Origin of the sequence: Paramaledivibacter caminithermalis DSM 15212, assembly GCF_900142245.1 — a bacterium.
In the GTDB taxonomy this organism is placed as follows: Bacteria; Bacillota; Clostridia; order Peptostreptococcales; family Caminicellaceae; genus Paramaledivibacter; species Paramaledivibacter caminithermalis.
In genome coordinates this window covers 1-26,912 of sequence record NZ_FRAG01000007.1, presented here as the reverse complement: position 1 = coordinate 26,912, position 26,912 = coordinate 1, and the positions used below count along the sequence as shown (strand labels likewise).

Below are 26,912 nucleotides of genomic sequence, written 5' to 3'. Positions count from 1 at the left end.
TTTGTTTCTCATAAAAACCCTCCTTTCATTTATAAAGTTATATAGTCGATTGCAAAATTCATAAGCTAGTATTTTCAAGCTTTTCATAGAGAAAAACGAAAACTTTCCTCCACTTGATATAAAATTTATCCACAGAATACATATATGGTTCAATTTTAAGTATCACTAAAGCTATTTTATTAACTTGCTATCTTAGCAAATGCAGTATTTTCAATAGTCAATATTTAAAAACTTAAAAAATGATTGTGGATAACTCTCTAAATAGTTTCGCAATCGCCTATTTATAAAGTTATATGTTTTTTAAATCAACCTAATAAAAACGGACTAAGAAGTTAGAAAATACTTAATAAAATAATTTAGTGTCAATTCAAAACTATTTTACATTGGCGGTTTTTTAGGCTTGGTTCCAGGGTCAACTAGATAAGGGATTGGTTCACCAGGACACAATATAATATCTCTTTCAAAAAATACCCTTTGGGTTTCATATGGACATTCATCACATTCATTATGCATAGATTGCCATAGATGATATTCTGCATCTCTATGCCCCTCACCGTATCTACAAGGAACGAAACGTATAAAACCATAATTGCGAGTTTCGATTACATTGTGGTATGTTGGACTACCACAGTTTGGACAACTAGATACAGCATTAACCGAAGATGCCATTATGAAAATAAGACAAAGAATCAAAGCTAAAACCAAAATTTTCTTTTTCATAACATCACTCCTACATATGTATTTTTTTGACTATTATAACATATATATGATTACAAATCAATATATAGAAAAAGTTACATATAAAAATTTTAAATAATTTGTAAGCTATATATAAAGATTATAAAAGGGATTGTTTAAATAGAGGAAAATTTGCCTTTGTTCAAAAAAGATAGCTGAATGTAATAAATAAATTTGTTTTTTTCATAAATGTGTCTAGTTTTAATTAACAGCTATATTTATCTTTGTAAAAAATTTAAAATAAAAAAATATTTGATAAATTATTAAATTGTGGTACAATAAAAATATAAATTGGAAACGTTTCCAGTAACGTTTCCGAAAACGTTACCAAGAAAGGATTTATATATGAAAAATTTAAATATTAGAGATATAGCTAAAATTGCAGGAGTTGGAGTCAGTACAGTTTCGAGGGTTATTAACAATCACCCTGATGTAAAGGAGAGAACTAGAGAGAAGGTATTACAGATAATAGAACAATATAACTATATACCTAATAATAGTGCAAGAAATCTAAAAAGAAGTGACTCAAAAAATATTGGTGTTTTAGTGAAAGGTATTCATAATCCCTTTTTTTCCAAGATAGTTCAATCCATAGAAGAAAAAATAGATAAAGAAGGATATTCTTTAATACTTCATTATAGTACTGGAGATTGTAATGATATAGAAGCGGCTATTGAACTTATAAAGGAAAAAAAATTAAAAGGATTAATTTGCCTTGGAGGAGATTTTGATAATCTGAATAAAAGCCAGCTTATAGATTTAAAAATTCCTATTGTACTTTCATCTACAAGTATATTTCAAAATGAAAATAAGGATAATTTCTCTAGTGTAATCATTGAAAATGAAGAAGCGGCTTTCAAAGCTGTTGACTATCTATGTAAGCTAGGGCATAGAAAAATTGGAATTATTGCAACAGGAGAAGGAGATAAAAGTATTGGTAGGCTAAGACTTAAGGGGTATAAAAAAGCTCTACATAAAAATAACATGAAATATAACGCTGAATTTTTAGAGATTGGAGAATATACATTCCAATCTGCATTTAATGCTATGAATAGGTTATTAGATAAAGATTTAGGTTTGACAGCGGTTTTTGCTACGTCAGATATTATGGCTATAGGTGCTTCAAAGGCGATTCTCAAAAGGGGGTTAAATATTCCCGATGATATTTCTGTTATAGGTTTTGATGGCATTGAATATGCAGAATTTTTTCATCCATCAATTACTACTATAAAGCAACCAGGAGAATATATGGGAGAAAAGAGTGTAGAAATTTTATTCGACTTGATAAAAAAGAAGGGAGATCATAGGCATATAATTTTAGAAACAAAATTATTGGAAAGAGAATCATGTAAAAAGCTAGTACAACAAGAAGATGATGTATAAGCCAATTTTAGATACTATCAAAAGGTTTACATTAGATTTATTGGTTTTCTAACGAAAAAATTATCGTAAGAAGACTATTAGAAATATTATGATTAAAGGGATAGGGGGGATATATCTAAAATTACTATAAATTAAAATTGCTAATTGTCATAATTTAAACTATGACTGCAAAAAGATGAAAGTCTATATTAATTTCAAAAGGGGGATAATAATGAAAAGCTCAAAAAAATTTTTAGCAGTAGGCATTTTAATTTTATTTTTATTTGCAACTGCTCTTGCAGCCTGTACAACTGAAACATCAAAGGATAAAGTCGAAGATAAAACAAAGGCAGTAGAAGATTCAAAGGACTCAGAGACATCTAAAGATACAGCTATAGAGGTTGATATTTTCCAGTTTAAGGTTGAAATTGCAAAGGAATTGGAGGCAGCTGCAAGGGAATATGAAAAAACTCATCCAAATGTTAAAATCAACATTCAAACAGTTGGCGGAGGAGATGATTATGGTGCTGCTTTAAGAGCCAAATTCCAATCTGGTAATGAACCTGATATCTATAATGTTGGAGGGCCACAAGACGTAAAAGATTGGATGAAGAAGCTAGAAGATTTATCGGATCAGCCATGGGTTGATTTAGCCCTTGATGGAATACTTTCAGGGGTAACTGTTGAGGACAAAATATATGCACTACCTTTTAATATTGAAGGCTATGGGTTTGTTTATAACAAAGCTATATTTAAGGATGCAGGAATAGATGCTTCAAAAATAGTTGACTTTGCCAGTTTAGAAAGTGCTGTGAAAGAATTGGATAAAAAAATTAAATCTGGTGAATTAAAGGATAAATACCCACTTTTAGAAGCAGTATTTGAATATGCTGCAAAGGAAACTTGGGTAACTGGTTTACATACTTCAAATTCAGCACTTTCTCAAGAGTTCACTAGCTCATTAGAGGCATTTAGTGCAGATAAAGTTGAATTTAAATATGGAGACGCATTAAAGGAAATAATTGATTTACAAGTAAATTATTCTTCAAACTCTGATTCAAAGGCAAAATTAAACGCAGTTGATTATGCTACACAAGTTGATGAAGGTATTGCAATCGAAAGAGTAGCAATTGTTCAACAAGGAAACTGGATATATGGTGGAGTGAGTAAAATTGATGAAAATGTTGCTAAAAATTTAGATATCCTTCCTATGCCTATTAAAGGAGCTAAAGAGGATTCAATTCCTGTAGGAGTTCCAATGTATTGGGCAGTAAACAAAAGCAGTAATGATGCCGACAAAAAAGCAGCAAAAGATTTCTTGAACTGGCTATATACGTCTGATACTGGTAAGGATTATGTAGTAAATAAGTTCTTCTTTATTCCTCCATTAAAGGGATATGACGGACTAGAACCAAAGGATTCATTAGGAAAGGCAGTTAAGAGATATGCTAATGAAGGAAAGACAATGCCTTGGGTATTCATGGGCTATCCAACAGGCTGGGGTCAAGAAGTTCTTGGAGTAGAAATTCAAAAATATTTAGCTGGTGAAGTTACTTGGGAAGAAGTAATTTCTAACTGTACAGCCAAATGGACAGAAATGAGATAAAACAAGCAAGCTAATGTGTGGGGGATGAAAATCCCCCTCAAAATTTGAGCTTTAATGTTCATTATATATAGGAGGCCAATATGAAAAGTTCTAAGCTGTGGTTTAGTGTCTTTGTATTTCCAATATTATTTGCTTTCATAATTGTAGTAATTATTCCTATGTTTATGGGCATCTATTATTCTTTTACAGATTGGAATGGGATAGTAAATGATGCCAATTGGGTAGGGCTAAGTAACTACGTTGAAGTAATAAAAAATGATGAAGCATTTATGAATTCCTTTATTTTTACAGGCAAATTTGCATTAGTATCGGTTTTAACTATAAATTTGATTGGATTTGGATTGGCTCTTCTTGTTACGAGAAATTCAAAACTAAACAATCTTTTAAGAAGTATATTTTTTATGCCAAATTTAATTGGAGGATTAATTCTTGGATTTGTTTGGCAGTTTATTTTCACAAAGACATTCGATTCTATTGGTGGTAAGCTAGGGTTAAGCTTTTTAGAAGGCTGGTTGTCAACCACATCTACTGGTTTTTGGGGACTGGTTATTTTAATGTCTTGGCAGCTTTCTGGCTATATGATGATAATATATATTGCGGCATTACAAAGTATTCCCGATTCACTTAAAGAGGCTGCTAAAATAGATGGAGCCAATGCTATACAAAGGCTTAAGAATATAACTATACCTTTAGTTGCTCCAGCCTTTACGGTGGGATTGTTTTTAACACTATCCAATTCATTTAAACTTTTTGACCAAAATTTATCTCTTACAAACGGTGGTCCACATAATTCAACTCAAATGTTATCTTTAAATATTTATAAAACTGCTTTTACTTTTAATAAATTTGGATTAGCACAAGCTAAAGCAGTGATATTCTTAATAACTGTAGCTGTGATTACTCTAACTCAAATATATTATAGCAAGAAAAGGGAGGTAGAAATGTAATGGAAAATAGTAGGATGAAAAGGGTTGGTTTACCTATTTTAAGTAGTTTATTGGCAATACTATTTTTATCCCCCTTGTATATAGTATTTACAAACTCCTTTAAAACCCAAAAAGGTATATTCTTAAATGTTATGAGTTTACCCTTTGGTAAATATTTTAGTCCAGGTAATTATGCTGAGGCTTTCACCCAGCTTGACTTTATTCGATCATTCTTTAATTCCTTGCTAATTACAGTCTCAAGTACCATTATAATTATAATATTTGCTTCAATGGCTGCATGGATGATGGTAAGAACAAAGAGTAAATTAAGCTCCTTCCTATTCTTTTTATTCGCCAGTGCAATGCTTATTCCTTTTCAGTCGGTAATGCTACCATTGATAAGACTGATGGGGAAACTGAAACTTTTAAATCCATTTGGACTTATATTTATGTATCTTGGTTTTGGGTCGAGTCTTTCAATAATCCTATATCATGGTTTTATTAAAAACATACCAAAGGAATTGGAAGAAGCCGCTACTTTAGATGGATGCAACAAATTTCAAGTTTTTTGGCATATCATATTTCCTTTACTTAAACCCATAACAGTTACAGTCAGTATTTTAAATGCCATGTGGATATGGAATGACTTCTTATTACCCCAACTTGTAATTAATAAACATGAGTGGCATACAATACCACTTAAGATGTTCTTCTTCTTTGGTCAATTTTCTAAAAAATGGCATTTAGCATTAGCTGGTCTTGTAATAGCTATGATTCCAATTATTATATTTTATTTCTTTGCACAGAAACATATTGTCAAGGGCGTTACTGACGGCTCAATTAAGTAGTTGGAGGAATAGATATGATAGTATATAAAATTATCGATAGTGTAATGAAATACAGATTTGGTAATCCTGTTTCAACTGATGCAGTAGTGTTTAAGGGTAATGAAATAAATAAAGAGAAGTTACAATATTTTACTGTAGAAAATCAACAATTTTTAAAACTTAAATATAAAATGCATAAAAATGACATAGTTTTAGGTCTAGGTGAAAATCTAAAGGGAATTAATAAACGTGGTGGAGTTTTTGAATCTTATTGTTCTGATGATGCTGACCATACTCCAGATAAGAAATCATTATATGGTGCCCATAATTTTTTAGTAATCAATGGGGTTGAAAAATTTGGTATATTTATAGATTATCCAGGTAGAGTCCTATTTGATATAGGTTTTACCCATAAAGACGAACTAGAAATAACAATAAATGATAAAAATTTAGATATATATATCATAAATGGCAAAAGCTTAAGAGATATAATTAATAGATTTTTAAAAATCATTGGTAAAAGCTATGTACCTCCTAAATGGGCCTTTGGTTTTCAGCAATCTAGATGGAGCTATCAGGATGCAAAGAAAGTCGAGGAAATAGCAAATAACTTGATTAAAAATGATATTCCCTGTGATTCTATATATTTAGATATTGACTATATGGAGGACTTTAAGGATTTTACTATTAGTAAGAAAAGGTTTCCTAACTTTAAAAGCTTTGTAAAGAAAATGAAAGATAAAGGATTTAGACTGATTCCAATAATTGATGCTGGTGTGAAAATAGAAGATGATTATGAAATTTATAAAGAAGGTATAGAGAATGGTTATTTTTGTGTTGATGAAGAGGGTAATCCATTTATAGCAGCAGTTTGGCCTGGTAAGGTTCATTTTCCAGACTTTTTAAATAAAGAAGCTCGTAGATGGTTTGGTTTAAAGTATAAAAAGCTTATTGACCTAGGGATAGATGGCTTTTGGAATGATATGAATGAGCCAGCAATTTTTTATACTGAAAGGGGTTTAAAAGAAGCTGTAGACCTTGCAAAAGAATCAAAGAATAAAAATCTAAATATACATTCTTTTTTTAATCTAAAAGATTCTTTTGAAAATTTATCAAACAATACCGAGGATTATAAAAGCTTTTACCATAATATAGATGGTGAGCTTGTCAATCATGATAGGGTGCATAACCTATACGGTTACAATATGACTAGAGCTGCAGCTGAAGGTTTTAAAGAAATAGAACCAAATAAAAGATTTTTAATATTTTCAAGGGCATCATACATAGGTATGCATAGATATGGAGGAATTTGGACAGGAGATAATCATTCGTGGTGGGAGCATATACTTTTAAATATAAAAATGATGCCATCACTTAATATGTGTGGATTTTTATATTCAGGGGCAGATACAGGGGGCTTTAGCAGTGATGCTAATGCAGAGCTAATAATAAGATGGACACAATTTAGCCTATTTACACCACTTTTTAGAAATCATTCAGCTATGGGAACGAGAAACCAAGAGCCCTATGCCTTTGATACAGAAAGTACTGATACACTAAGAAATACTATAAGGTTAAGATATTCACTTATACCATATATATATTCAGAATACATGAAAGCTGTAAAAAATCATGATATTTATTTTGCTCCACTTTCATTTGAATACGATGATAAATATTCAAGATATGTAGAAGACCAGTTATTAGTTGGGGATTCTCTAATGGTTACTCCAATATATAAAGAAAATGCAATTGGGAGATATATATGGATGCCAGAGGAAATGCTTTTATGGAAAGCTTCTGATTATAATTATAGAGATTATGATGTTATTAATAAAGGACACCAATATATCGACATAAATATCAATGAAATACCAATTTTCATAAGAAAAAATAAAATATTGGTTTTGGGAAGTCATGCCAATAATATAGAAAAGCTAGATAATACACAGCTTAATGTAATAGCCTTTGTTGATAATAAAGCTACTTACACCTACTATGACGATGATGGAATTACTTATGACTTTGATAAGGGAATATATTCAGAAATTGTAATAGATATTGAAAAGATAGATGATGATTATAGAATTAATATTAATAATAAAGGAAATAAGCATGTTAAAAAATTAAATTTTGAGATTATAGATTTAAGAGGAAATATTATAAAAAAATCATTAATAATAAATAGAGTTGAAAAAGGGGACATAAAATGATTGAAAGAGGCAGTGGCATATTATTGCATATAACTTCTTTACCAAGTCCCTATGGAATAGGAACCTTTGGCAAAGAAGCCTATGAATTTGTTGATTTCCTTGAAAAGGCAGGACAAAAGTATTGGCAAATACTGCCTTTGGGGACAACTGGATATGGAGATTCACCATATCAATCCTTTTCTTCTTATGCAGGAAATCCATATTTTATTGATTTTGATTTATTAGTTGAAGATGGGTTATTGAATAAAGAAGATTTTCAATATATTGATTTTGGTGACGATGAAGGCAAGGTTGATTATGGAAAAATTTTTAATAATAAAATGGCTGTTTTAAGGTGTGCCTACAAGAATGCAAAAAAAAGAATTAAAGACAAGATACTTATGTTTAAGGAAAACAATGTTGACTGGATAGAAGAATATTCACTATATATGACTGCCAAGACTAGATTTGATTTGAAGTCATGGCAAAAGTGGGATAAAGATATTAAGCAGAGAAAGCTAGAAGCCATTAAGTACTATAAAGAAAATTATGAAGATGAAATTAATTTTTGGGTTTATCTTCAATATGAATTTTTCAAGCAATGGAAAAATCTAAAAAAGTATGCCAATGGTAGAGGAATAAAGATTATAGGAGATATTCCTATCTATGTTGCAGAGGATAGTGCAGATGTATGGGCAAATAAACAACTATTTCTATTGAATGATGAGTATAAACCTATAAAGGTTGCTGGGTGTCCTCCCGATGCTTTCTCTAAGACTGGGCAACTGTGGGGAAATCCTATATACGATTGGAATGTAATGGAGGAACAGGGTTTTGAATGGTGGATTAAGAGAATTAAAGCCAATTCTAAACTCTATGACATTACACGAATAGACCATTTTAGAGGATTTGAATCATATTGGGAAGTACCATATGGTGATGAGACTGCCATCAATGGAAGATGGGTCAAGGGACCAGGTATAAAGCTTTTTGATGCCATAAAGGATGCTCTTGGGGATATTGATATAATCGCTGAGGACCTTGGATTCCTTACTGAAGAAGTAATTAATTTTAGGAAAAAAACAGGTTTTCCAGGAATGAAGGTGCTTCAATTTGCCTTCGATGCCCGTGAAGAAAGTGATTATCTTCCCCATAATTATGAAAAAAATTGTGTTGTATATACGGGGACCCATGATAATGATACAGTAAATGGATGGTTTAAAAATGCAAATCCTGATGATGTAGAACATGCCATAAGATATTTAAATCTAAATAAAGAAGAAGGATATAATTGGGGATTTATCAGAGGTGCATGGAGTTCGGTTGCAAATATTGCTATTGCTCAAATGCAAGATTTCTTAGGTTTAGGTAGTGAAGCAAGAATGAATACACCTTCAACTTTAGGAGGTAATTGGCTTTGGAGGGTTAAAAAACATGAATTAGATTATAAATTAGCAGAAAGAATATATAAAATGACTAAACTCTATGGAAGGTAGGAGCAGCTATGATTGATAGAGAAGAATTTAAAAGCAATATAAAGAGAATTATTAAGATAGATTTCGGTAAAACCTTAGATAAGGCAGAATATTACCAGAAGTATAATGCAGTTGCAAAGGCATTGATGGAAAAGATAGTGGACAATTGGAATAAAACTGAGGAGGAATATTCTAAAGGAAAGCAAGCATATTATTTTTCTGCTGAGTTTTTAATGGGCAGGGCATTAGGAAATAATTTAATGAATTTAGGCATTTATGATGATGTTAAAGAGGCTTTAAAAGAACTCAATATAGATATTAATAAGCTTGAAGAGATTGAAGAAGATGCAGGCTTAGGCAATGGAGGACTAGGAAGACTTGCTGCATGCTTTCTAGACTCCAGTGCTACAAAAAATTTGCCTCTAACAGGCTATGGCATTAGATATAGCCATGGAATTTTCAAACAGGAATTTCAAGAAGGATTTCAGGTTGAAGAAGGAGATAATTGGCTAAGATATGGTGATCCTTGGTCTATAAGACGACTAGAAGATCAGACTATAGTTGAGTTTGGGGATGGAAAGGTAAGGGCGGTACCCTATGATACTCCAATTATTGGCTATGGAACAAACAATGTTAATAGGCTCAGGCTATGGAAGTGTGAGGCAATAAAGGATTTTGACTTCAATCTATTTAATTTGCAAAGATATGATGAAGCCGTAGAGGAAAAAAATAGAGCTGAAGATATATCCAGAGTACTATATCCAAATGATTCAAAGGAAGAAGGTAAGCTTTTAAGGCTTAAGCAGCAGTATTTTTTTGTATCTGCATCTCTTCAGGACTTAGTAAAGAAATTTAAAAATAAATTTGGTAGAGATTTTGAGTTGTTTCCCAAATATCATGCTATACAGCTTAATGATACACATCCAGTTGTAGCCATACCTGAATTAATGAGGATACTTATTGATAATGAAGGTATTGATTGGAAAGATGCATGGGAGATTACGAGAAAAACCTTTGCATATACAAACCATACTATATTGGCAGAAGCCCTTGAGCAATGGTGCTGTAAGATTTATAAAAAGTGCTTGCCAAGGGTTTTTGAAATAATTAAAGAGATAGATGAAAACCTTGTAAAAGAATTAAGTGAAAAAGGGTATAGCTTGTCTAAAATAGAAAAAATGAGGATTATTGCAGAAGGTAATGTAAAGATGGCATGGTTAGCTATATATGGGACCCATACAACCAATGGAGTTGCAAAGCTTCATACAAATATATTAAAAAATCGGGAATTAAAGGATTGGTATGAGCTTTATCCAGATAGGTTTCAGAATAAGACTAATGGAATTACTCCTAGAAGATGGCTGGCTTTATGTAACAAGGAATTGTCAGAACTTATAACAGAGTTACTAGGCTCTGATAGATGGATTACAAATCTAGAATTGATAAAAAAATTAGAAAATTATAAGGATGATGAAAATATTCTTCAAAGGTTTCTTGATATTAAGCAAAGAAAAAAGAATCAATTAGCAAAGTATATTAAAGATTATGAGGGAATCGAAATTAATCCTAATTCTATATTCGATATACACATAAAGAGATTGCATGAGTATAAGAGACAATTATTAAATGCCTTTCATATTTTAGATTTATATTTTAGGCTAAAGGAAAACCCAGATTTAGATATTATTCCTAGAACCTTTATTTTTGGAGCCAAGGCTGCTCCCGGATATATAAGAGCAAAGGCGATAATTAAATTTATAAATGAAATTGCTACTCTTATCAATAATGACATAGAAATAAAAGGTAAAATTAAAGTTGTATTTGTTAAGAATTATGGGGTATCCTATGGTGAGAAGCTTTTTCCCGCCGCAGATATATCAGAACAAATATCAACTGCTGGTAAAGAGGCTTCTGGTACTGGAAATATGAAATTTATGTTAAATGGTACTCCTACTATAGGAACCTTTGATGGGGCAAATGTAGAAATAGTAGAAGAGGCAGGGGAGGAAAATAATTTTATATTTGGAGCAAGAATTGGAGAAATAAAGAAGATTAAAGACAGCTATAATTCAAAAGAGTATTATGACAAAATACCAAGATTAAAAAGAGTTATAGATACTTTAATCGATGGAACCTTTGACGATAAAGGAACTGGAATGTTTAAGGAATTATACGATTCCTTGCTAAATGGAGCAGCTTGGCACAAACCCGATGAATATTTCTTGTTTAGAGATTTTAGTGATTATATAGAAGCTCAAGAAAAGGTGGAGAAGGCCTATAAAGATAGGATTGGTTGGGCAAAAAAATGCTGGATTAATATGATAAGTGCAGGTAAATTCAGTAGTGATAGAACTATTTTAGAATATTCAAGTGAAATTTGGAATATAGAAGCTAGAAAGATTTAAAAGAAGAATGGTTTATCCATTCTTCTTTTAAATTATCTATGAATACAACTCGAAAAATATTGAACTTAATATAATAATGCTGTATAATTTTAATACCATAGTTTTGCTGTAAATTTAAAGTAGCTAAGGAGAGTGATATATATAATGATTTGCTAAATTATATATATAAGATAATGCTGAAGATGAACAGTTTTAAGTGGCAGTATTGTTTATCTGTAGTAAAATTTAAGTAATTGGTAATGATATTTTACTAAGGCTACCTTATTTTACAATCTGATAAAGAGATTATATTCTTTTAAAAATTTAATTAGAGGTGGAAAAATGAAAGTTTTTATGGATTTTGAAGAGCATATTGCTATGAAGGAAAAAAGAAGTAAGAAGATGAAGAGCAAACAAAACTATGGTTATAAAAATGACTTAGATACTATGATGAATAAGAAAAGAAAAAAATATAAAAGCAAACTTAAAAACAATAAAAGACTACAATACGATTATGAAGATGATTATTATGATATCGATTACGATATTGATAGCTTTAAATAAATTATAAAAAAATATCTATTATTGGCTTGAAATTTAAGCTAGTAATAGATTTTTATTTATATTGAGGACATTGCAAATAATGGAGCTTTAATTTAAACTAATATTAAAGCTATAAAATTTATAGGGGTGGATTTATATGGATAAAAATATTAATTTTGTTATTGAGAAGAGAGTTTTACGTACAATCGAAAATTTAGAAAAAAATAATATGAAGGGATATTTTGTTCAAAATGAAGAAGAGTTACTAGGTAAAATTCAAGGGTTAATAAAAGAAGGTGATACAGTATCCGTAGGGGGCTCTATGACACTATTTGAGACAGGAATAATAGACTTTTTAAGGAGGGGAAAATATAACTTTTTAGATAGGTATAAGGAAGGATTGAGCCAAGATGATATAAAAGATATATATAGGAAGAGCTTTGCTGCAGATGTTTATTTCTCAAGCAGTAATGCTTTGACAGAAGAGGGTGAGCTATATAACGTTGATGGAAGAGGTAACAGAGTTGCAGCTATGATATACGGACCCGATAAAGTCATAGTAGTTGTAGGGGTTAATAAGATAGTTAAAGACTTAGACGAAGCTATTATAAGAAATAGAGAATGGGCGGCTCCTGCTAATGCTAGGAGATTAAACAAGAAAACCCCTTGTGCAGAGGTAGGATATTGTATGGATTGTAATAGTAAAGATAGAATATGCAGTGAATATGTTGTTATAAGAAGGCAAATGGTTAAAGATAGGATTCACGTAATAATAGTTAATAAGGAGTTAGGATATTAAAAATTTATTGAGAAAATGTTGAAGGTTATTATCAAAGAGTCAGAGAAAAATTTCTCTGGCTCTTTGTAATCGTAGCATAATTTTCCATGAAAAATCTTTATTTTTCATGGAACTTTTTTTTATTTTATTCGTATAAATATATGTCGGTAAAAAGATTTGATAATGGAGGAGGAAGCATAGTGAAAAAAATTATAAGTTTAGCATTTGTTGTTTTGACACTTTTTGTTTTTAGTGGATGTAGTAAACAAGAACCTAATGTAGCGGTAAATGACATAATGGAAGATATCAAAAACCAAATAGCTAAGGACATGAAGGCTGCGGGAGTACCTGAAGATAGCTTTAAAGACGGAAAGTTACCTGGAATTTTGCAAATTGATTTTACATCAGAGGAGTCAGATCCAATGATTGAAAATATGCTGGAGTTACTTAATAAAGAAGATATTGAGCAAGGCATTGGATTAGTGCAAATGATGAATGTTAAATCAGATCAAATATTTGTTCTAAAGGCAGCAGATGAATCTAAAGTATCTATATTAAAGGAGGCTTTGGAAAAACAAAAAGAAAAACAAGAGCAAATTTGGTCAACTTATCTTCCAGATCAATACGAAAAAGTTAAAAATAATATTATAAAGGTTAACGGTAAGTATTTAATATATATTACTTACGATAATCCAGAAAAAATAGAAGAAATATTCGATAATTTTCTTAATGAAAAATAAAAATTTTAAAGACACTCATCTATTTTATTGGGTGTCTTTAAGTATGTATATACAGTACCTCCTAAGCCGCTAGCACAATGAGTTAAAGTAAAAAGAAGATTAGAAAGGAATTATTATGGTATTTAGCAGTTTAACATTTATATATATTTGTTTACCTTTGACATTATGTATATATTTTTTATCGCCCCTTAAGATAAAAAATATAGTCTTATTAGCTATAAGTTTAATTTTTTATGCTTGGGGTGAACCAGTCTATATATTATTGATGATTTTTTCATCAATTGTTGATTATAGTCATGGTTTATTAATTGAAAGGTTTAGAGAAAATGATAGAAAAGCAAGACTTGTTGTTTTATCATCGGTAGTTATAAATTTAGGTCTATTATCTTTCTTTAAATATGGAGATTTTTTTATTGTGAACATTAATTATATATTTGGTACAAGCTTTAAATTACTTAATCTACCCCTTCCAATTGGGATTTCATTTTATACATTTCAAACCATGTCATATACCATAGATGTATATCGTAAAGAAGCACCAGTTCAAAAAAGTCCAATTGCATTAGCAACATATGTTACATTATTTCCACAATTAATCGCTGGGCCTATTGTACGATATCAAACAGTTGTAGAGCAAATTAATAATCGCAAGGAGACTATTGATAAATTTGCTGAAGGCGTAAGACGATTCATCATTGGTTTAGGAAAAAAGGTTTTACTTGCCAATAATATAGGGCTATTATGGAGTCAAATACAAAATACAGATATTAGTGATTTAACAGTATCAACAGCATGGTTAGGAATAATAGCCTTTGGATTTCAAATTTATTTCGATTTTAGCGGATATTCAGATATGGCTATTGGACTGGGAAAAATGTTTGGCTTTGACTTTTTAGAAAACTTTGATTATCCATATATATCCGAGAGCATTACAGAATTTTGGCGTAGGTGGCATATGTCACTGGGTACATGGTTTAGAGATTATGTATATATTCCACTTGGAGGCAGTAAAGTAAACAAACTAAATACATATAGAAATGTAATCATAATATGGTTTTTAACTGGACTTTGGCATGGTTCAAGCTGGAATTTTGTTATTTGGGGATTATACTTTGGATTAATAATCACCATTGAAAAAGCTGGTTTATTAAAGATATTAGAGAATTTATGGAAACCTATTAGACATTGCTATGTTGTTTTTTTATTGCTTATTAGCTGGGTTTTATTTGTATTTGATGATTTTGGGGTAGGTTTAAGTTACTTAAAAGCGATGTTTGGATTAAATAATTCAGGCTTCTTTGATACTCAATTTTTATTTTATATATATAATTATGGGATTTTATTAATCATTTTAATCATTGTATCCACCCCATTTATAAAAAATAAACATGAAAAACCAGGAAACAACTTAAATAAAAGGCATAGAGCATTTTATGAAGGCTTGATGATGCCATTGATTTACTTTAGTATACTCTTCCTTGCTACGGCATATTTAGTAGATGCCACATATAATCCATTTCTATATTTTAGATTTTAGTTAGAAATAAACAACTTCAAGGTTTAATAAATTTCAAAGGAAAAATGTAGAAGCGTTCATTATTTTCTTTGAAATATATTTTAAATGTTAATGTTGTTTATCTATATTAGAAGAACTGAAAGGTGATTATATATGCTAAAAAGCTCTAATAAAATAATTATATCAATATTTATATTGTTTTTACTCAGTATAAATATTGTAAATATGTACATACCCGATAGAAGATTTTCACAACTGGAAAATCGTATGTTAGCTCAAAAACCAAAGCTTAGCATAAAAAACCTGATATCAGGTAGATTTACAAAAAAATTTGAAGAATACGTTACAGATCAATTTCCATTTAGAGATTTTTGGGGAGGAATTAAATCTGATGTAGAAAGATTAACATTAAAGACTATTAATAATGGTATTTTTTTTGGAAAAGATGGATATTTATTAGAAGATTATAAGAAACCTGATAAACAATTAATAGAAAACATTAAGATTATAAACGATTTTGCAAATAGACTGCCTAATATTTCAGTACATTTATTATTGGTACCAAATTCAGTAAAAATATACGAAGATAAACTACCTTTATTTGCAAGTCCCTATGATCAACTAAAAACCATGGAAAAAGTTAAGGAAGGTTTAAATCCAAATATTGATTTTGTAGATGTATACGATACATTGAAAAATAGAAATGATGAGTATATTTATTTTAAAACAGACCACCACTGGACCATGAGGGGTGCATATTATGCATATAAGCAGTTTGCAGAAACCATGGGTATTAAACCGTACGATATTGAGGATTTTACTTCCCAGATAGTTAGTAATACCTTCTATGGTACATTTTATTCAAAGGCAAATAATAGACATTTATCTCCAGATGCCATTGAGATTTTTAGACCAAAGAGTGATATAACATATAAAATATATTATGCAGACGAAGATAGGTACTCCAATACTTTATACGAATTAAGGCATCTAGATAAAAAGGATAAGTATTCTGTATTTTTAGATGGTAATCACTCTTTAATGACAATAAAAACGAATATAAAGAATAATAAAAAAATAGTGATTTTTAAAGACTCCTATTCCCATTGCTTTATTCCATTTTTAGCAAACCACTATGAAGAGATTCATGTAATGGATTTAAGATATTACAAGCTTGATGCTCATAAATATATTAAAGAGCATGATATTAAAGAAGCTCTGTTTCTATATAGTGTGTCTAGCTTTGATACAGATGGAAACATTAATTTGTTGAGATAATATAGATATTCCAGTAAAACAGTTAATTTATACACATCAAAAATCCTTGAAAACTCTGGATATTTTGATATGTATAAATTAAGTTTTACTATTGGAAATCTATATGGTTTAAAATACTTAATAAATGGTATATAACGGTTACTGGATGTGATGTATGTAAATAATGATCAGAAAAAAAGACCTATTAGTAAGTTCCTAAAACTTGGAATTTAGGACTTGCAATTACAAAAATACTATTAGGTTCTTTCATAAACTAGTAGATAATAATTTTGGAGAATAATAAATCAAAAGAACAATAAAAAAGAAGCCTAATAATTCTAAAATGTCCTTTACATAGGTTCTATTTTAGTCAATATGGCTTCTTTTATATGGAATTAAGTTTATTTAAGGTTAAATTTTATATCTTATATATCTTGAGGCAGCACCTTATTTAAAATTATACCAACTATTGCAGCCAATGCCATACCTTCTAAAGTAACATTTAAATATGGAATTGGTAATGCAGCACCGCCTAAGCCAAGTACAAGTATTACTGCAGATATAATAAGGTTTCTTGATTTTCCAAAATCTATCTGATGTTCAACCAATGACCTTGCACCGATTGATGCAATCATACCGAATAATACGATGGAAATACCTCCAACGACTGATGTAGGTATTGTCTTTATTACAGCACCAATCTTTGGCATTATACCTAAAATAATTGCAAATATTGCTGCTATTCTTACTATAGAAGGATCATAAACCTTTGTAAGTGCTAAAACACCTGTGTTTTCTGAGTAAGTAGTGTTGGCAGGTCCACCAAACATTGCTGAAACTGATGTTGCTATACCATCGCCGATAAGTGTTCTATGAAGTCCAGGTTCCTTAACAAAATCTTTGTTAACTGTAGTCCCTATAGCTAAGACGTCACCTATATGCTCTATCATCGTTGCAACTGCAATAGGAGCTACTATCATAACAGTTTCCAGACTGAATTTAGCCATTTTGAAGCTAGGTAAAGCCACAACATTTTTAGCTTCCATAACTGGAGTAAAATCAACGTTTCCAGTTAAAAGTGCAACAATATATCCACCTGTAAGACCTATAAGCACAGGTAAAACCTTTAAGAAGCCTCTACCATATATACTAACAGCTGTAACTATGCTAAAGCTTACTATTGCAAGAAGCCAATTGCTTGAAGCCATATCTATAGCCGTTGGAGCAAGCTTTAAACCTATTACCATTATGATCGGTCCAGTAACTATAGGTGGAAAGAAGCTAATTATTTTTTCCACTCCGAAGATGGACACAAGTCCTGCCATTATAAGATATACCAAGCCAGCTATAACTAATCCACCCTGAGCATAAGCTAGCCCTTCTTCAAATAGAGGACTAGCAAAGGCTTCTTTAGGAGTAGTAGTTCCAGTTTTTAATAATAAGACTGACATTATAGGAGCAATAAATGCGAAGGAAGAACCTAAGAAGGCTGGAACCCTTCCCTTAGTAACTAAGTGAAATATTAAAGTTCCAATACCAGCCATGAACAGGGCTACGGAAATATCAAAACCTGTAATGATCGGAACTAGAACTGTAGCGCCAAACATGGTAAAGGTATGCTGAATACCTAATATGATTTTCTTTTGTAAGGATATTTGGGCGATATTTGTACCAATATCCTTTGGTGACAATATATTATCATTGTTCATAACATAATTCTCCTTTCTTAAACATATCATATAAATTGGAAGTCCATGTTATGGACTTCCTAATAATAGGACATTATTATATCTTATATTTTGTTATTTCATCACAAAAGTTACATTTATATTCAAGCTTTTCCTTGGATATTAATGTAAAGGTTGGCTGCATATAATCATCTGAGTTTGTGATACAGCGTGGATTTTTACATGTTATCAAGCCTGTTACTCTTTCAGGTATAATAACCTTTTTCTTATCAATAACCCTTCCATCCTTGATAAAGTTTATAGAAATATTTTCATCTATTAATCCTAGTAGATTTAAATCAACATCGAATGTATTTTCTATTTTTATTATGTCCTTTTTTCCTAATAGTTTACTTTCAACATTTATAAGTAAAACTACTGGACTTTCAGCTTTATAAAGCTGGAGCTTATTAAAGATTTTAAGTCCATTTCCAGATTTGATATGATCGATGACAATACCGTTTTGTATTTGTTTTACCTCTAGCATTTTATTCCACCTCCAAAAGCTTTGTAATAAGTGCCATTCTTACGTATACGCCCATCTTAGCTTGTTTAAAGTAGATTGCTCTTTTATCACTATCTACTTCATAAGAAATTTCATTAACTCTTGGTAGTGGATGCATTATTATCATATCCTTTTTACCATTTCTTATTTTATCATTATCTAAAATATAAGTATTTTTTAGTTTTAAATAATCTTCTTCATTGAAAAAACGTTCTTTTTGAATTCTAGTCATATATAAAATGTCAAGCTCTTCTATTGCTTCTTCTATATATCGTACTTCTTTAATCTTCACATCATAATTATCTTTTAAGTATCTTTTTAAAGACTCTGGTAAAGTTAGCTCTTCTGGTGATATAAGTACGAATTTTTTTGTGTTGAATCTTGCCATGGTCTTAATAAGTGAGTGAACAGTTCTTCCATATTTTAGGTCTCCACATAATCCTATTACGTGATTTTCTAAACCACCCTTGTAAGTGTGGATAGTAAGAAGATCTGTAAGGGTCTGTGTTGGATGTAAATGACCTCCATCACCAGCATTGATTATAGGGATTTCAGAATACATTGAAGCAAGCTTTGGAGTACCTTCCTTTGGATGTCTCATAACAGCTATGTCAGCATAGTAGGAAATACATCTTATAGTATCTGCTACGCTTTCTCCTTTTTTAACAGAACTGGTATTTGCATCGCTAAAGCCTAGTACATTTCCGCCAAGTCTTAGCATTGCTGATTCAAAGCTGAATTTAGTTCTTGTACTTGGTTCGAAAAACAAGGTTGCCATTATCTTTCCTTCACAACTTTTAGCATAATCCTTAGGAGAATTATAGATTTTTTCTCCTAACTTAACTAACTCTAATATCTCTTCCTTTGAGTAATCTGCCAGACTGATTAAGTGTCTAATATTCATTGCCATAATATCATTCCTCCTTGTTGACCTCGCTGGATCAAATTAAAGGTGCATTTGAAACTCTGTAACATTGATTCTTTTTGCTTTAGTTAGATTTATCTTTAATGAATTACCTATAAAAAAACCTTCTTTTTCCATGAGGATAAAGAAGGTTTAATAATCTTAGCATAGTTTTTAGGCAGCCATTATATTCGGCACACCAATATCTATGTAATTTCTTACTCCTTTTTAACCTCACGGGGTTAAATTAAAGGCTACAGTATTTACTTATCGTACTAATGTTAACACACAGAAAAATTTATGTCAATAGAGTGAGTTGCATAAATACTTGTGAGAATAATTACCAGTGATAAATAAGTAAAGGTTGAGATATGAGATATTAAAGGAGAAGTGCTATTTGGGTTAAGACCCTACAGTTTTTTAATAACTAAAAATGAATTTAGGGGGTTTACATTTTGCCTCAAAAAGTTGCTTGTATATAGTGAGAAGGAAATAACCAGTTAAGAATTCTCAAAATATAGAATTATATTGAAGAATGTACAATCAAATAAATATTTAATACAAAATATAAGGGAGATGAGATATTATGAGGCGTCCAGAAACAATTGAGGTTAATCCTATGAGTGGATATGAAATCAATCCCTATGATGATAATGCTAAAGAAGCATATGAAAAATCTTTTGACTTAGGCTGTGATTCTAGTTTTGAAGATAAAGGTTTTGTTTCTTCTTTTGGTGATAGCTATTTTTATCAATATCACTCTTATCGTCTAAAATTCAACGGTAGCGGGAAAGCTAATTTCTATCTGAATTGGGAGGATAATAGTAGCTTGCATTTGTACATCTATGATGAAAGTGGTCTTTTAATAGCAAGCAGTAAAGGTAGTGAAAAGAAAAGAAACAAAGCTGGAGATTTATTTAAACTTTGCCATAGTGTTGACGTTGTACAAAATCAAGAATATATGATGCATGTCTTAGAAACTAATGTTGATGGTGGTAGAGTAAATTATGATTTTGAAATAAAGCTTTATAGCACTACATCTAGTTATGAATACATGGTAGAAGAAATAGGCTTAGATGAAGAAGGTGTTTCCTTACCTAGTGGATATGAATTTTGTAATTGGGGAGATAGAGTTCTCAAACGTCATTATGTAGGATCAGATGTTGCACATCTTCAAAGATCGCTTGTGAAATTAGAGTGCCTCAATGAAGATGAAGTAGATGGGATCTTTGGTAGAGATACAAGAACAGCTGTGAGGAATTTCCAAAGGGATTGGCATGTTTTAGTTGACGGAAAAGTGGGTGCTAAAACAAGAAGGATTATTCAAGAAGCAATTGATTGGAAACGTTACAACTCATACTTGAAGAAGCGTGCTGTAATTAGAGCAGCTCTTGAAGGATCTGGAATAGCTAATGCTTGTAAAGTTACATTGCCTAGCCATGTAATGGATGAAGAGTATGAATATGGACCATTTCCAGCGGGCCCTTTTAGTGTTACATATAAAATTGGTTATGATTATGACCCAACTAACTCAATGATAAAAGTAACAACTGATGGAAGAACAACTTCCACTAAAATCAATATAAGTGATAAGATTGACGCAGTTATTAATGACTCAGGCTTTGATGTAAATTTGAAATCATTTGAAGATATATTAACAGCTATAGAAACAGAAGAAAATTCGCAAATTTATGTATCGAAAAATTTTCCAAACATAAAAATAGATTCTAAAGGATTTTCTTTTGAAGGCACAAATGTAACAATTGGTGTAAAGAAAGCATTAGATGTTGATCTTGGTGGGGGCAATGTTGTCAACGCGATAGTTTATGAAGAGTTAAAATTAGAGCCTAAACCACAGGATTATGATTCCTCAACAAATACTTCTAGAGTTTGTTTTTCACAATCAATGCCGCAGCCAGGTTCAAACATTAGTTTTAAAGACTTGTCAGGGGCTATGCTTATAGGATTGATGGTGCCTTTAGCTTATAAAATAGGAACTAAACTTACAGGAAAAATTGCTACAGGATTAGCTGGTTTCTGTGTTATTCCTGAGAAACTATGGGATAAAATTAAAGAGATAATGAAACAGGATTACCAAGCATAATTAAAATACGGACCATCTGTTTACAATAACAACTTAATATTTAAATTTGTATATAGCAAATCGCTTTCAACTATCTGAAAGCGATTTGTTGCATATGGTAATAATATCATTTTATGATATAATATTCCTTAGAATCTATAAGTATTGAATAAAGAGAGGTGAGTCATTTTGCAATATAAATCAATTACTTACAGTATTTCCAAGAAAAATTTGAAGGAAATTTTCTATATTGTTTTAAAGAAGAAGTTGCTTTCAACAGCGATTTTTGATTGTATTTGGGTTTTATACTTATGGGGTTGTTTTTTATTTCTAAAGACTGCTATGATAGGTAAATATTTAACAGTTCTTTTCATAATAACTGTAATAGCATACAAAATTGATATCTTTGTAGAAGTCAAAGGGAGTATATTGAGAAATCCTTATTTGTTAGAAGAAGTAAATCTTGAGTTTGATGAGAACGACGTGGTGCTAACTCAAAAAAATCTTATAATGAAAAGAAAATGGAGCGATTTTAAATATGTTATTTTTGGGAAGAAGTATATGTATTTTGTAGAGAAAACCAAGAATACCTTTACCTTTATACCTAATAGCCTTTTTTCTTCTGAAAATCAAATATCTCTTATAAAAGATAGTATTTCTAAAAAAATTAGAATAAAAAGGAGATAGTTTATGGAAAATAATATTTTGTTTAATTTTGAGTATACTCTAAATAGTAATGAGTATTCGAATTTGATATTTGAGCGAACAAAACCTATCCAGGTAATTTGTTCTATTCAATTAATTCATATGTTTATATTCTTTAGGTATTATTTAAAAACACCCAATGAATATTTAACAAATACGACAGATATTAAATGGTATATGCTATTCTTTATTGGTTTTATTGTTTTTTATATTTTCAATAAAATAGAAGCAAGATTAATAATTAAGAAAAATCCTCAACTTTTTGAAAAAACTAACCTGCAAATTACTGAAGATAGTGTTGTGATATCTCAAAAAAGTATTAAAAGAATAATACCGAGGAGTTATATTAGGAGGATAAAAAAACTTAGGAGAATTGTACTAATCTATTATTCTCCATCTCAAATTGCAGTAATTCCTAGAAGAGTTATAAGTGATGAAAATTTAAAACTAATTACAGATAGATTTAAGACACCTAAGGGAAATATAGTAAGAAAGATAATTAAAATATTGTGTTTATCTACGTTTATAGGTATTAATATAGCTGCATTTTATTTATATAAAGAACAAACAACTTTAAGATATGTGTTATTTGATGAAAATACCATAATTGAGAGGGCAGCTAATAGCGATGAGGAATTTCATTATCCTTATCTTTTGTATATACCGCCGTATTGTGATAGTGAAACCTACTTAATAGTAAGACCTAACGCCGCTTGTAGAGAGAAGTATTATCATAGCGACGATTTAGAAGATGCAAAAATAATGTTAAAAAGATGGGTAGCCGAGTCATCTAAATACGGTGTTAATTGTCCTGTATTAGTGCCCGTTTTTCCAAGACCAGTTGAACCTGAAAACACTGGATTTTATGAAGGCGATGAGGAAGAGCTTGATGCATACTACTTTGTAAGAAATGAAGAATATTTTGACAGGCAGGCTAATGAAGATTTTACGACGCAATTGTTTAAAATGACTGTTGATGCGAAGAAATACCTATTAACAAAAGATATAAATACGGTTAAAAATAGAATGATTGTTTTTGGATGGTATTCTTTGTCATATAATAGAAGTATAAGCAAATTTTTTAGAGAGAAGTATGAGGATGAAACTGTAGGTATATTCTCTGATGAACCACTAGAATATATATACACTGCTTTAGGCGTGGCATCTAAATTTTATTAGAGAAGGTAATATCTTCTTTTTAGCTTTGAATTGCTTTTTAATTATATTAATTCTTAGTTTTCTTGCTATTTTTTATCACTTGTTTTTAGCATACTATGTTAATTCAACTTTTCAACCTTGACCCCATTTTTTCCTTGAGTGTTGTGCCACCGCTATGTTTTAGCAAAGTCAAGGTAGTATTTGCTTTCGCAAATCTCCACCATGACTTAGCTAATTTTGTGTGATATGTAGTAAGTGAGCTGATGGGACCCAGAAAAGATATCATCCCACTAACTCATCAGCAATATATAAGTTTATCACACAAAACAACTTCGCTAAGTTAATGGTTGCCTTCACTTTAAGCACCCCAGAAAAGATGCTAAAACCTAGCTACCCATGGGTTTTATACTTCTTGCAGTAGATTAAAATATACAAGGCTAGTTAATGGATGAATATTCAACAGCTTCATTCCATATTTTTACTGGTAATTCTATTGAATATGTCATCTAAGATATTATACGAGGAGGAAATTATATGAAAAAAACAATGGGATTATTGCTCTTAATATTATTATGCAGTATGTTAAATCCACTAAATATAAGTGCTGAAGGTAAGGATATCCAGGTTAAACTAAACAATAAACCTATAGAATTCGATGTAAAACCTGTTATATTAGAAGGAAGAACCTTGGTTCCTTTGAGAGCAATCTTTGAAAAGCTAAATATGAAAGTTGAATGGGATGAGAAAACTCGAACTGTTATTGGTGATAAAAGAGGGTTAAACCTAAAACTTCCCATAGATAGTAGAATAGCTATTAAAAATAATGAAATAATCGAAGTTGAAGTACCTGCTACAATCATTAATGGAAGAACTATGGTTCCTTTAAGATTTATAGCTGAAAACACTGGGGCAAAGGTTGATTGGGATGCAGATAGTAATACTGTACTTATTTCAATTGAGATAGAAGAAGTTATGGTAAATAATGCTGAAGAGTTTATAAGTGCTATAGGTCCAAATAAAAAAATTATATTGAAGGAAAACCAAGATTTTAATCTAACTGGGGAAAACATATATAATATTGAAAATCCTTATATATACTGGAATAATAAATATGACGGTTATGAATTAGTAATCCGAGATGTAAATAATCTAACAATCGAAGGTGCTGGAGATGTTAATGTCAATATATTAGTTGAACCTAGATATGCAGATGTTCTTACTTTTAATAATTGTACAAATATAAAAATCATAAATATTAATGCAGGGCATACCCCAGATAAAGGATATTGTGAAGGGGGAGTATTTGTATTTAATGATTGTATAGATATTGACATTGAAAATACTAGGCTATTTGGCTGTGGAATTTTGGGCTTAGACTTATCAGGAGTAGATGGGTTTAAATTTACCAATTCTATAATCACAGAATGTAGTTATGGAATTATGATTATTTCTAACTCTAAGAATATAAGTTTTGATAATAGTAAATTTATAGAAAATGAAAGCCTTGATACAATGATTGATATAAATAATAGCGCAGCAATTTTTACTAAATGTGATTTTACAGATAATCTTACAAAGACTAGCGATTATGATCAAGCGTTGTTTGATATTTCATCAGATGATAAAATAACAATAAAGGATTCAAATGTATTGAGAAATAAGATAAAGGTTTTTACAAATAAACCTAATCAAATAGATCTAGATAATATAATATTTGATGAAAATTCTTTTGATGAGAAGTAGTTAAACACCAGTATTTATCAAAAAATAAGACCACCAGCGGATAAAGAATTTGTTGGAGGCTTACTTTTTTTCATTTTCTTTTCCCTTTCCTAGATTAGGTATTGTCAAAGATTTAAACATAATCTTCAACTTAACCCATTGATTTTACTTAAAATTTATATCAAAACCTTGCCACCCCCTTAAAAATGGGTATAATAGTCAGTTGCAAAACTCTACAACTATTAAAAAAAACTATATTTTTTAACGCTTTCAAAAAGGATTTCCCCCACTAGATGTCGAATTATTAATATATAGCAAAACACATAAATAGTCTAGAAAGGGAAAGAAATCCTTATGAAAGCAAATTGCAAACAACTAACCTTTAATGATTTTTTTGAAAACTTTGATGACTTTGTAAATACTAAAAAACCAATGTTTCTAGAACTTTTTGAAAATTATATTGATATTAAGTCTTTTATACCTCATGAATTTTATGAAAGCTATTATTCTAGTACTGGTCGTCCAAGAGACTACTCTCTACAAGCAATGATTTTAGCCCTTATATTTAAGTGCTTCTTTTCTCTACCAAAAATTTCAATCCTTATTCTTTTTCTCTCTATATCTTCTGAACTACGCAGTGCATGTGGCTTTACATCAGTTCCTCACAAATCTCAATTCTCAAGATTTATGACGGATTTTTACCATGAGATAAATCTTATGTTCCATAGGCTAGTAGATATTACACAGCCAATTTGTGAAGAAATTGATCCTTTTAAATCTTCTATTTTAATTTCTGATACTACAGGCTTTGAAGGCTATGTTAAGGAAAATAATCCTAAATTCTTTAATTCTATTTTAAAAGCCAGTAAAACACTTGCTAAAGTACTTAAGAGCAAAGGTCAAGGTGAGGACTTTAATATTCATAATCATGCTTATTCTAAAATGCCAAAAACCTCATCTGCTAATGATGATATTAAACTATGCTATTTGAATGGTCATTTTGGTTACTATCTTAAGGCTAACATTGTTACAGATGATCTCGGTATTGTTAGGCATATTGATTTTTATGAGCCAGATGAAGATTGTAATGTAGATTCTCCTGACAGCCTCAAAGATAAATATGACTCTAAAACCCTTATTCCAGTACTTGAGAACTTTTCTTCTCTTCATCCTAGTTTTTCTTATAAATACTTCTTAGGTGATTCTGGATTTGATGCTTGTGATAATTATGAATACCTTTGTAAAGATAAAGGTATTATTCCAATAATCTCTATCAATCCTCGCAATCAAAGTGATTTACCTGAAACTGGCTTTAATGAGCTTGGAGTTCCTACCTGTCCAAACGACCATTCTCTTACTATGAAGTTTGATGGTGTTACTAGAGAAAAAGGTCGTGCAGATAGGTTGAAATGGCTTTGCCCTAAATCTAACATTTTACTCGCTGGAATTACTCAGCTTATTTCTTTAATTATTCTTTATAGAACAAATAATACCAATCATCCGAGAGCTATAAAGTCTATTGTAACTCAATTATAAATTTTGTTGTTAATTTCTTTAAAATATTGGTATTAAGTATCTTCTAATACCTTAGCTTTCCTATGCTCTTTTTTATGCTATCGCATTCTGAATTTTACTTTTTTTATAGATTTTAGCTATTCCATTGCTATTTTTACCTTTTATCTATTCCTTATTCTAACGGCTAGTTAGTGTTGCAACTATCTAAACGGGTATAAATTTATTAGTTACACTTAGCAAAATTCCCAA

Annotated in this window: 21 protein-coding genes; 17 read left to right on the top strand and 4 right to left on the bottom strand. The window is 30.5% G+C overall.

The features are described from left to right. Positions 1–378: 378 nt before the first annotated feature. Positions 379–720: a hypothetical protein gene (locus tag BUB36_RS04175; protein ID WP_073147342.1), complete on the bottom strand. Its 342-nt coding sequence runs from the start codon at positions 718–720 to the stop codon at positions 379–381. Between the two features lie 363 nt (positions 721–1,083). Here BUB36_RS04175 and BUB36_RS04170 point away from each other — a divergent pair, with 363 nt between their 5' ends. The 12 genes from BUB36_RS04170 to BUB36_RS04115 all read left to right on the top strand — a co-directional run bounded on the left by BUB36_RS04170 (position 1,084) and on the right by BUB36_RS04115 (position 16,365). After that, positions 1,084–2,121 (top strand): LacI family DNA-binding transcriptional regulator, encoded by a 1,038-nt coding sequence (locus tag BUB36_RS04170; RefSeq protein ID WP_073147340.1) that lies wholly within the window; start codon positions 1,084–1,086, stop codon positions 2,119–2,121. A 211-nt stretch (positions 2,122–2,332) separates the two neighbouring features. Next, complete coding sequence (locus BUB36_RS04165) at positions 2,333–3,706, top strand: ABC transporter substrate-binding protein (protein ID WP_073147338.1); 1,374 nt, start codon at positions 2,333–2,335, stop codon at positions 3,704–3,706. A gap of 80 nt (positions 3,707–3,786) precedes the next feature. Beyond that, the gene (locus tag BUB36_RS04160; protein ID WP_073147336.1) at positions 3,787–4,653 is read left to right on the top strand and encodes a carbohydrate ABC transporter permease; all 867 of its coding nucleotides are present in this window, start codon (positions 3,787–3,789) and stop codon (positions 4,651–4,653) included. Next, positions 4,653–5,480: a carbohydrate ABC transporter permease gene (locus BUB36_RS04155; RefSeq protein ID WP_073147334.1), complete on the top strand. Its 828-nt coding sequence runs from the start codon at positions 4,653–4,655 to the stop codon at positions 5,478–5,480. Before BUB36_RS04160 ends, BUB36_RS04155 begins: the two co-directional genes overlap by 1 nt. 14 nt (positions 5,481–5,494) lie before the next feature. Beyond that, entirely contained in the window at positions 5,495–7,672 is a 2,178-nt protein-coding gene (locus BUB36_RS04150; RefSeq protein ID WP_073147332.1) for a TIM-barrel domain-containing protein, read from the top strand. After that, a complete protein-coding gene (gene malQ, locus BUB36_RS04145; RefSeq protein ID WP_073147330.1) occupies positions 7,669–9,147 on the top strand; it encodes a 4-alpha-glucanotransferase in 1,479 nt (492 codons plus the stop codon). The genes BUB36_RS04150 and malQ overlap by 4 nt, the downstream gene beginning before the upstream one ends. 8 nt (positions 9,148–9,155) lie before the next feature. After that, complete coding sequence (locus BUB36_RS04140) at positions 9,156–11,531, top strand: glycogen/starch/alpha-glucan phosphorylase (protein WP_084111674.1); 2,376 nt, start codon at positions 9,156–9,158, stop codon at positions 11,529–11,531. Between the two features lie 321 nt (positions 11,532–11,852). Then, positions 11,853–12,074, top strand: coding sequence for a hypothetical protein (locus BUB36_RS04135; RefSeq protein ID WP_073147328.1), 222 nt, complete (start codon positions 11,853–11,855; stop codon positions 12,072–12,074). 136 nt (positions 12,075–12,210) lie between these two features. Further along, complete coding sequence (locus tag BUB36_RS04130) at positions 12,211–12,852, top strand: lactate utilization protein (protein WP_073147326.1); 642 nt, start codon at positions 12,211–12,213, stop codon at positions 12,850–12,852. A 179-nt stretch (positions 12,853–13,031) separates the two neighbouring features. Beyond that, on the top strand, positions 13,032–13,571 hold the full coding sequence (locus BUB36_RS04125; RefSeq protein ID WP_073147324.1) for a DUF4358 domain-containing protein: 540 nt from the start codon (positions 13,032–13,034) through the stop codon (positions 13,569–13,571). Positions 13,572–13,836: 265 nt separating this feature from the next. Continuing rightward, complete coding sequence (locus BUB36_RS04120) at positions 13,837–15,108, top strand: MBOAT family O-acyltransferase (RefSeq protein WP_330390405.1); 1,272 nt, start codon at positions 13,837–13,839, stop codon at positions 15,106–15,108. Between the two features lie 132 nt (positions 15,109–15,240). Then, complete coding sequence (locus BUB36_RS04115; protein ID WP_073147320.1) at positions 15,241–16,365, top strand: DHHW family protein; 1,125 nt, start codon at positions 15,241–15,243, stop codon at positions 16,363–16,365. 404 nt (positions 16,366–16,769) lie between these two features. On the opposite strand, the gene BUB36_RS04110 is transcribed toward BUB36_RS04115, so the two are convergent. The 3 genes from BUB36_RS04110 to pyrB all read right to left on the bottom strand — a co-directional run bounded on the left by BUB36_RS04110 (position 16,770) and on the right by pyrB (position 19,486). After that, the gene (locus BUB36_RS04110; protein ID WP_073147318.1) at positions 16,770–18,053 is read right to left on the bottom strand and encodes a uracil-xanthine permease family protein; all 1,284 of its coding nucleotides are present in this window, start codon (positions 18,051–18,053) and stop codon (positions 16,770–16,772) included. A 76-nt stretch (positions 18,054–18,129) separates the two neighbouring features. Further along, positions 18,130–18,558, bottom strand: coding sequence for an aspartate carbamoyltransferase regulatory subunit (locus tag BUB36_RS04105; protein ID WP_073147316.1), 429 nt, complete (start codon positions 18,556–18,558; stop codon positions 18,130–18,132). A 1-nt stretch (position 18,559) separates the two neighbouring features. Continuing rightward, positions 18,560–19,486, bottom strand: a complete 927-nt coding sequence (gene pyrB, locus BUB36_RS04100; RefSeq protein ID WP_073147314.1) for an aspartate carbamoyltransferase — start codon at positions 19,484–19,486, stop codon at positions 18,560–18,562. Positions 19,487–20,066: 580 nt separating this feature from the next. Between pyrB and BUB36_RS04095 the strand changes: the two genes are divergently transcribed. The 5 genes from BUB36_RS04095 to BUB36_RS04075 all read left to right on the top strand — a co-directional run bounded on the left by BUB36_RS04095 (position 20,067) and on the right by BUB36_RS04075 (position 26,684). Continuing rightward, entirely contained in the window at positions 20,067–21,584 is a 1,518-nt protein-coding gene (locus BUB36_RS04095) for a peptidoglycan-binding domain-containing protein (RefSeq protein WP_073147312.1), read from the top strand. A gap of 168 nt (positions 21,585–21,752) precedes the next feature. Next, positions 21,753–22,250: a YcxB family protein gene (locus BUB36_RS04090; protein ID WP_073147310.1), complete on the top strand. Its 498-nt coding sequence runs from the start codon at positions 21,753–21,755 to the stop codon at positions 22,248–22,250. A 3-nt stretch (positions 22,251–22,253) separates the two neighbouring features. Further along, positions 22,254–23,447, top strand: coding sequence for a YcxB family protein (locus BUB36_RS04085; protein ID WP_073147308.1), 1,194 nt, complete (start codon positions 22,254–22,256; stop codon positions 23,445–23,447). Between the two features lie 513 nt (positions 23,448–23,960). Then, positions 23,961–25,169, top strand: coding sequence for a stalk domain-containing protein (locus BUB36_RS04080; RefSeq protein ID WP_073147306.1), 1,209 nt, complete (start codon positions 23,961–23,963; stop codon positions 25,167–25,169). A gap of 333 nt (positions 25,170–25,502) precedes the next feature. Then, the gene (locus tag BUB36_RS04075) at positions 25,503–26,684 is read left to right on the top strand and encodes a transposase (protein ID WP_073147304.1); all 1,182 of its coding nucleotides are present in this window, start codon (positions 25,503–25,505) and stop codon (positions 26,682–26,684) included. The last annotated feature ends 228 nt before the right edge of the window (positions 26,685–26,912 follow it).

Coding starts and splice junctions, on each gene's coding strand:
- BUB36_RS04175 (WP_073147342.1), bottom strand. CDS start 720: ATGAAAAAGAAAATTTTGGTTTTAGCTTTGATTCTTTGTCTTATTTTC.
- BUB36_RS04170 (WP_073147340.1), top strand. CDS start 1,084: ATGAAAAATTTAAATATTAGAGATATAGCTAAAATTGCAGGAGTTGGA.
- BUB36_RS04165 (WP_073147338.1), top strand. CDS start 2,333: ATGAAAAGCTCAAAAAAATTTTTAGCAGTAGGCATTTTAATTTTATTT.
- BUB36_RS04160 (WP_073147336.1), top strand. CDS start 3,787: ATGAAAAGTTCTAAGCTGTGGTTTAGTGTCTTTGTATTTCCAATATTA.
- BUB36_RS04155 (WP_073147334.1), top strand. CDS start 4,653: ATGGAAAATAGTAGGATGAAAAGGGTTGGTTTACCTATTTTAAGTAGT.
- BUB36_RS04150 (WP_073147332.1), top strand. CDS start 5,495: ATGATAGTATATAAAATTATCGATAGTGTAATGAAATACAGATTTGGT.
- malQ (WP_073147330.1), top strand. CDS start 7,669: ATGATTGAAAGAGGCAGTGGCATATTATTGCATATAACTTCTTTACCA.
- BUB36_RS04140 (WP_084111674.1), top strand. CDS start 9,156: ATGATTGATAGAGAAGAATTTAAAAGCAATATAAAGAGAATTATTAAG.
- BUB36_RS04135 (WP_073147328.1), top strand. CDS start 11,853: ATGAAAGTTTTTATGGATTTTGAAGAGCATATTGCTATGAAGGAAAAA.
- BUB36_RS04130 (WP_073147326.1), top strand. CDS start 12,211: ATGGATAAAAATATTAATTTTGTTATTGAGAAGAGAGTTTTACGTACA.
- BUB36_RS04120 (WP_330390405.1), top strand. CDS start 13,837: ATGATTTTTTCATCAATTGTTGATTATAGTCATGGTTTATTAATTGAA.
- BUB36_RS04115 (WP_073147320.1), top strand. CDS start 15,241: ATGCTAAAAAGCTCTAATAAAATAATTATATCAATATTTATATTGTTT.
- BUB36_RS04110 (WP_073147318.1), bottom strand. CDS start 18,053: ATGAACAATGATAATATATTGTCACCAAAGGATATTGGTACAAATATC.
- BUB36_RS04105 (WP_073147316.1), bottom strand. CDS start 18,558: ATGCTAGAGGTAAAACAAATACAAAACGGTATTGTCATCGATCATATC.
- pyrB (WP_073147314.1), bottom strand. CDS start 19,486: ATGGCAATGAATATTAGACACTTAATCAGTCTGGCAGATTACTCAAAG.
- BUB36_RS04095 (WP_073147312.1), top strand. CDS start 20,067: ATGAGGCGTCCAGAAACAATTGAGGTTAATCCTATGAGTGGATATGAA.
- BUB36_RS04085 (WP_073147308.1), top strand. CDS start 22,254: ATGGAAAATAATATTTTGTTTAATTTTGAGTATACTCTAAATAGTAAT.
- BUB36_RS04080 (WP_073147306.1), top strand. CDS start 23,961: ATGAAAAAAACAATGGGATTATTGCTCTTAATATTATTATGCAGTATG.
- BUB36_RS04075 (WP_073147304.1), top strand. CDS start 25,503: ATGAAAGCAAATTGCAAACAACTAACCTTTAATGATTTTTTTGAAAAC.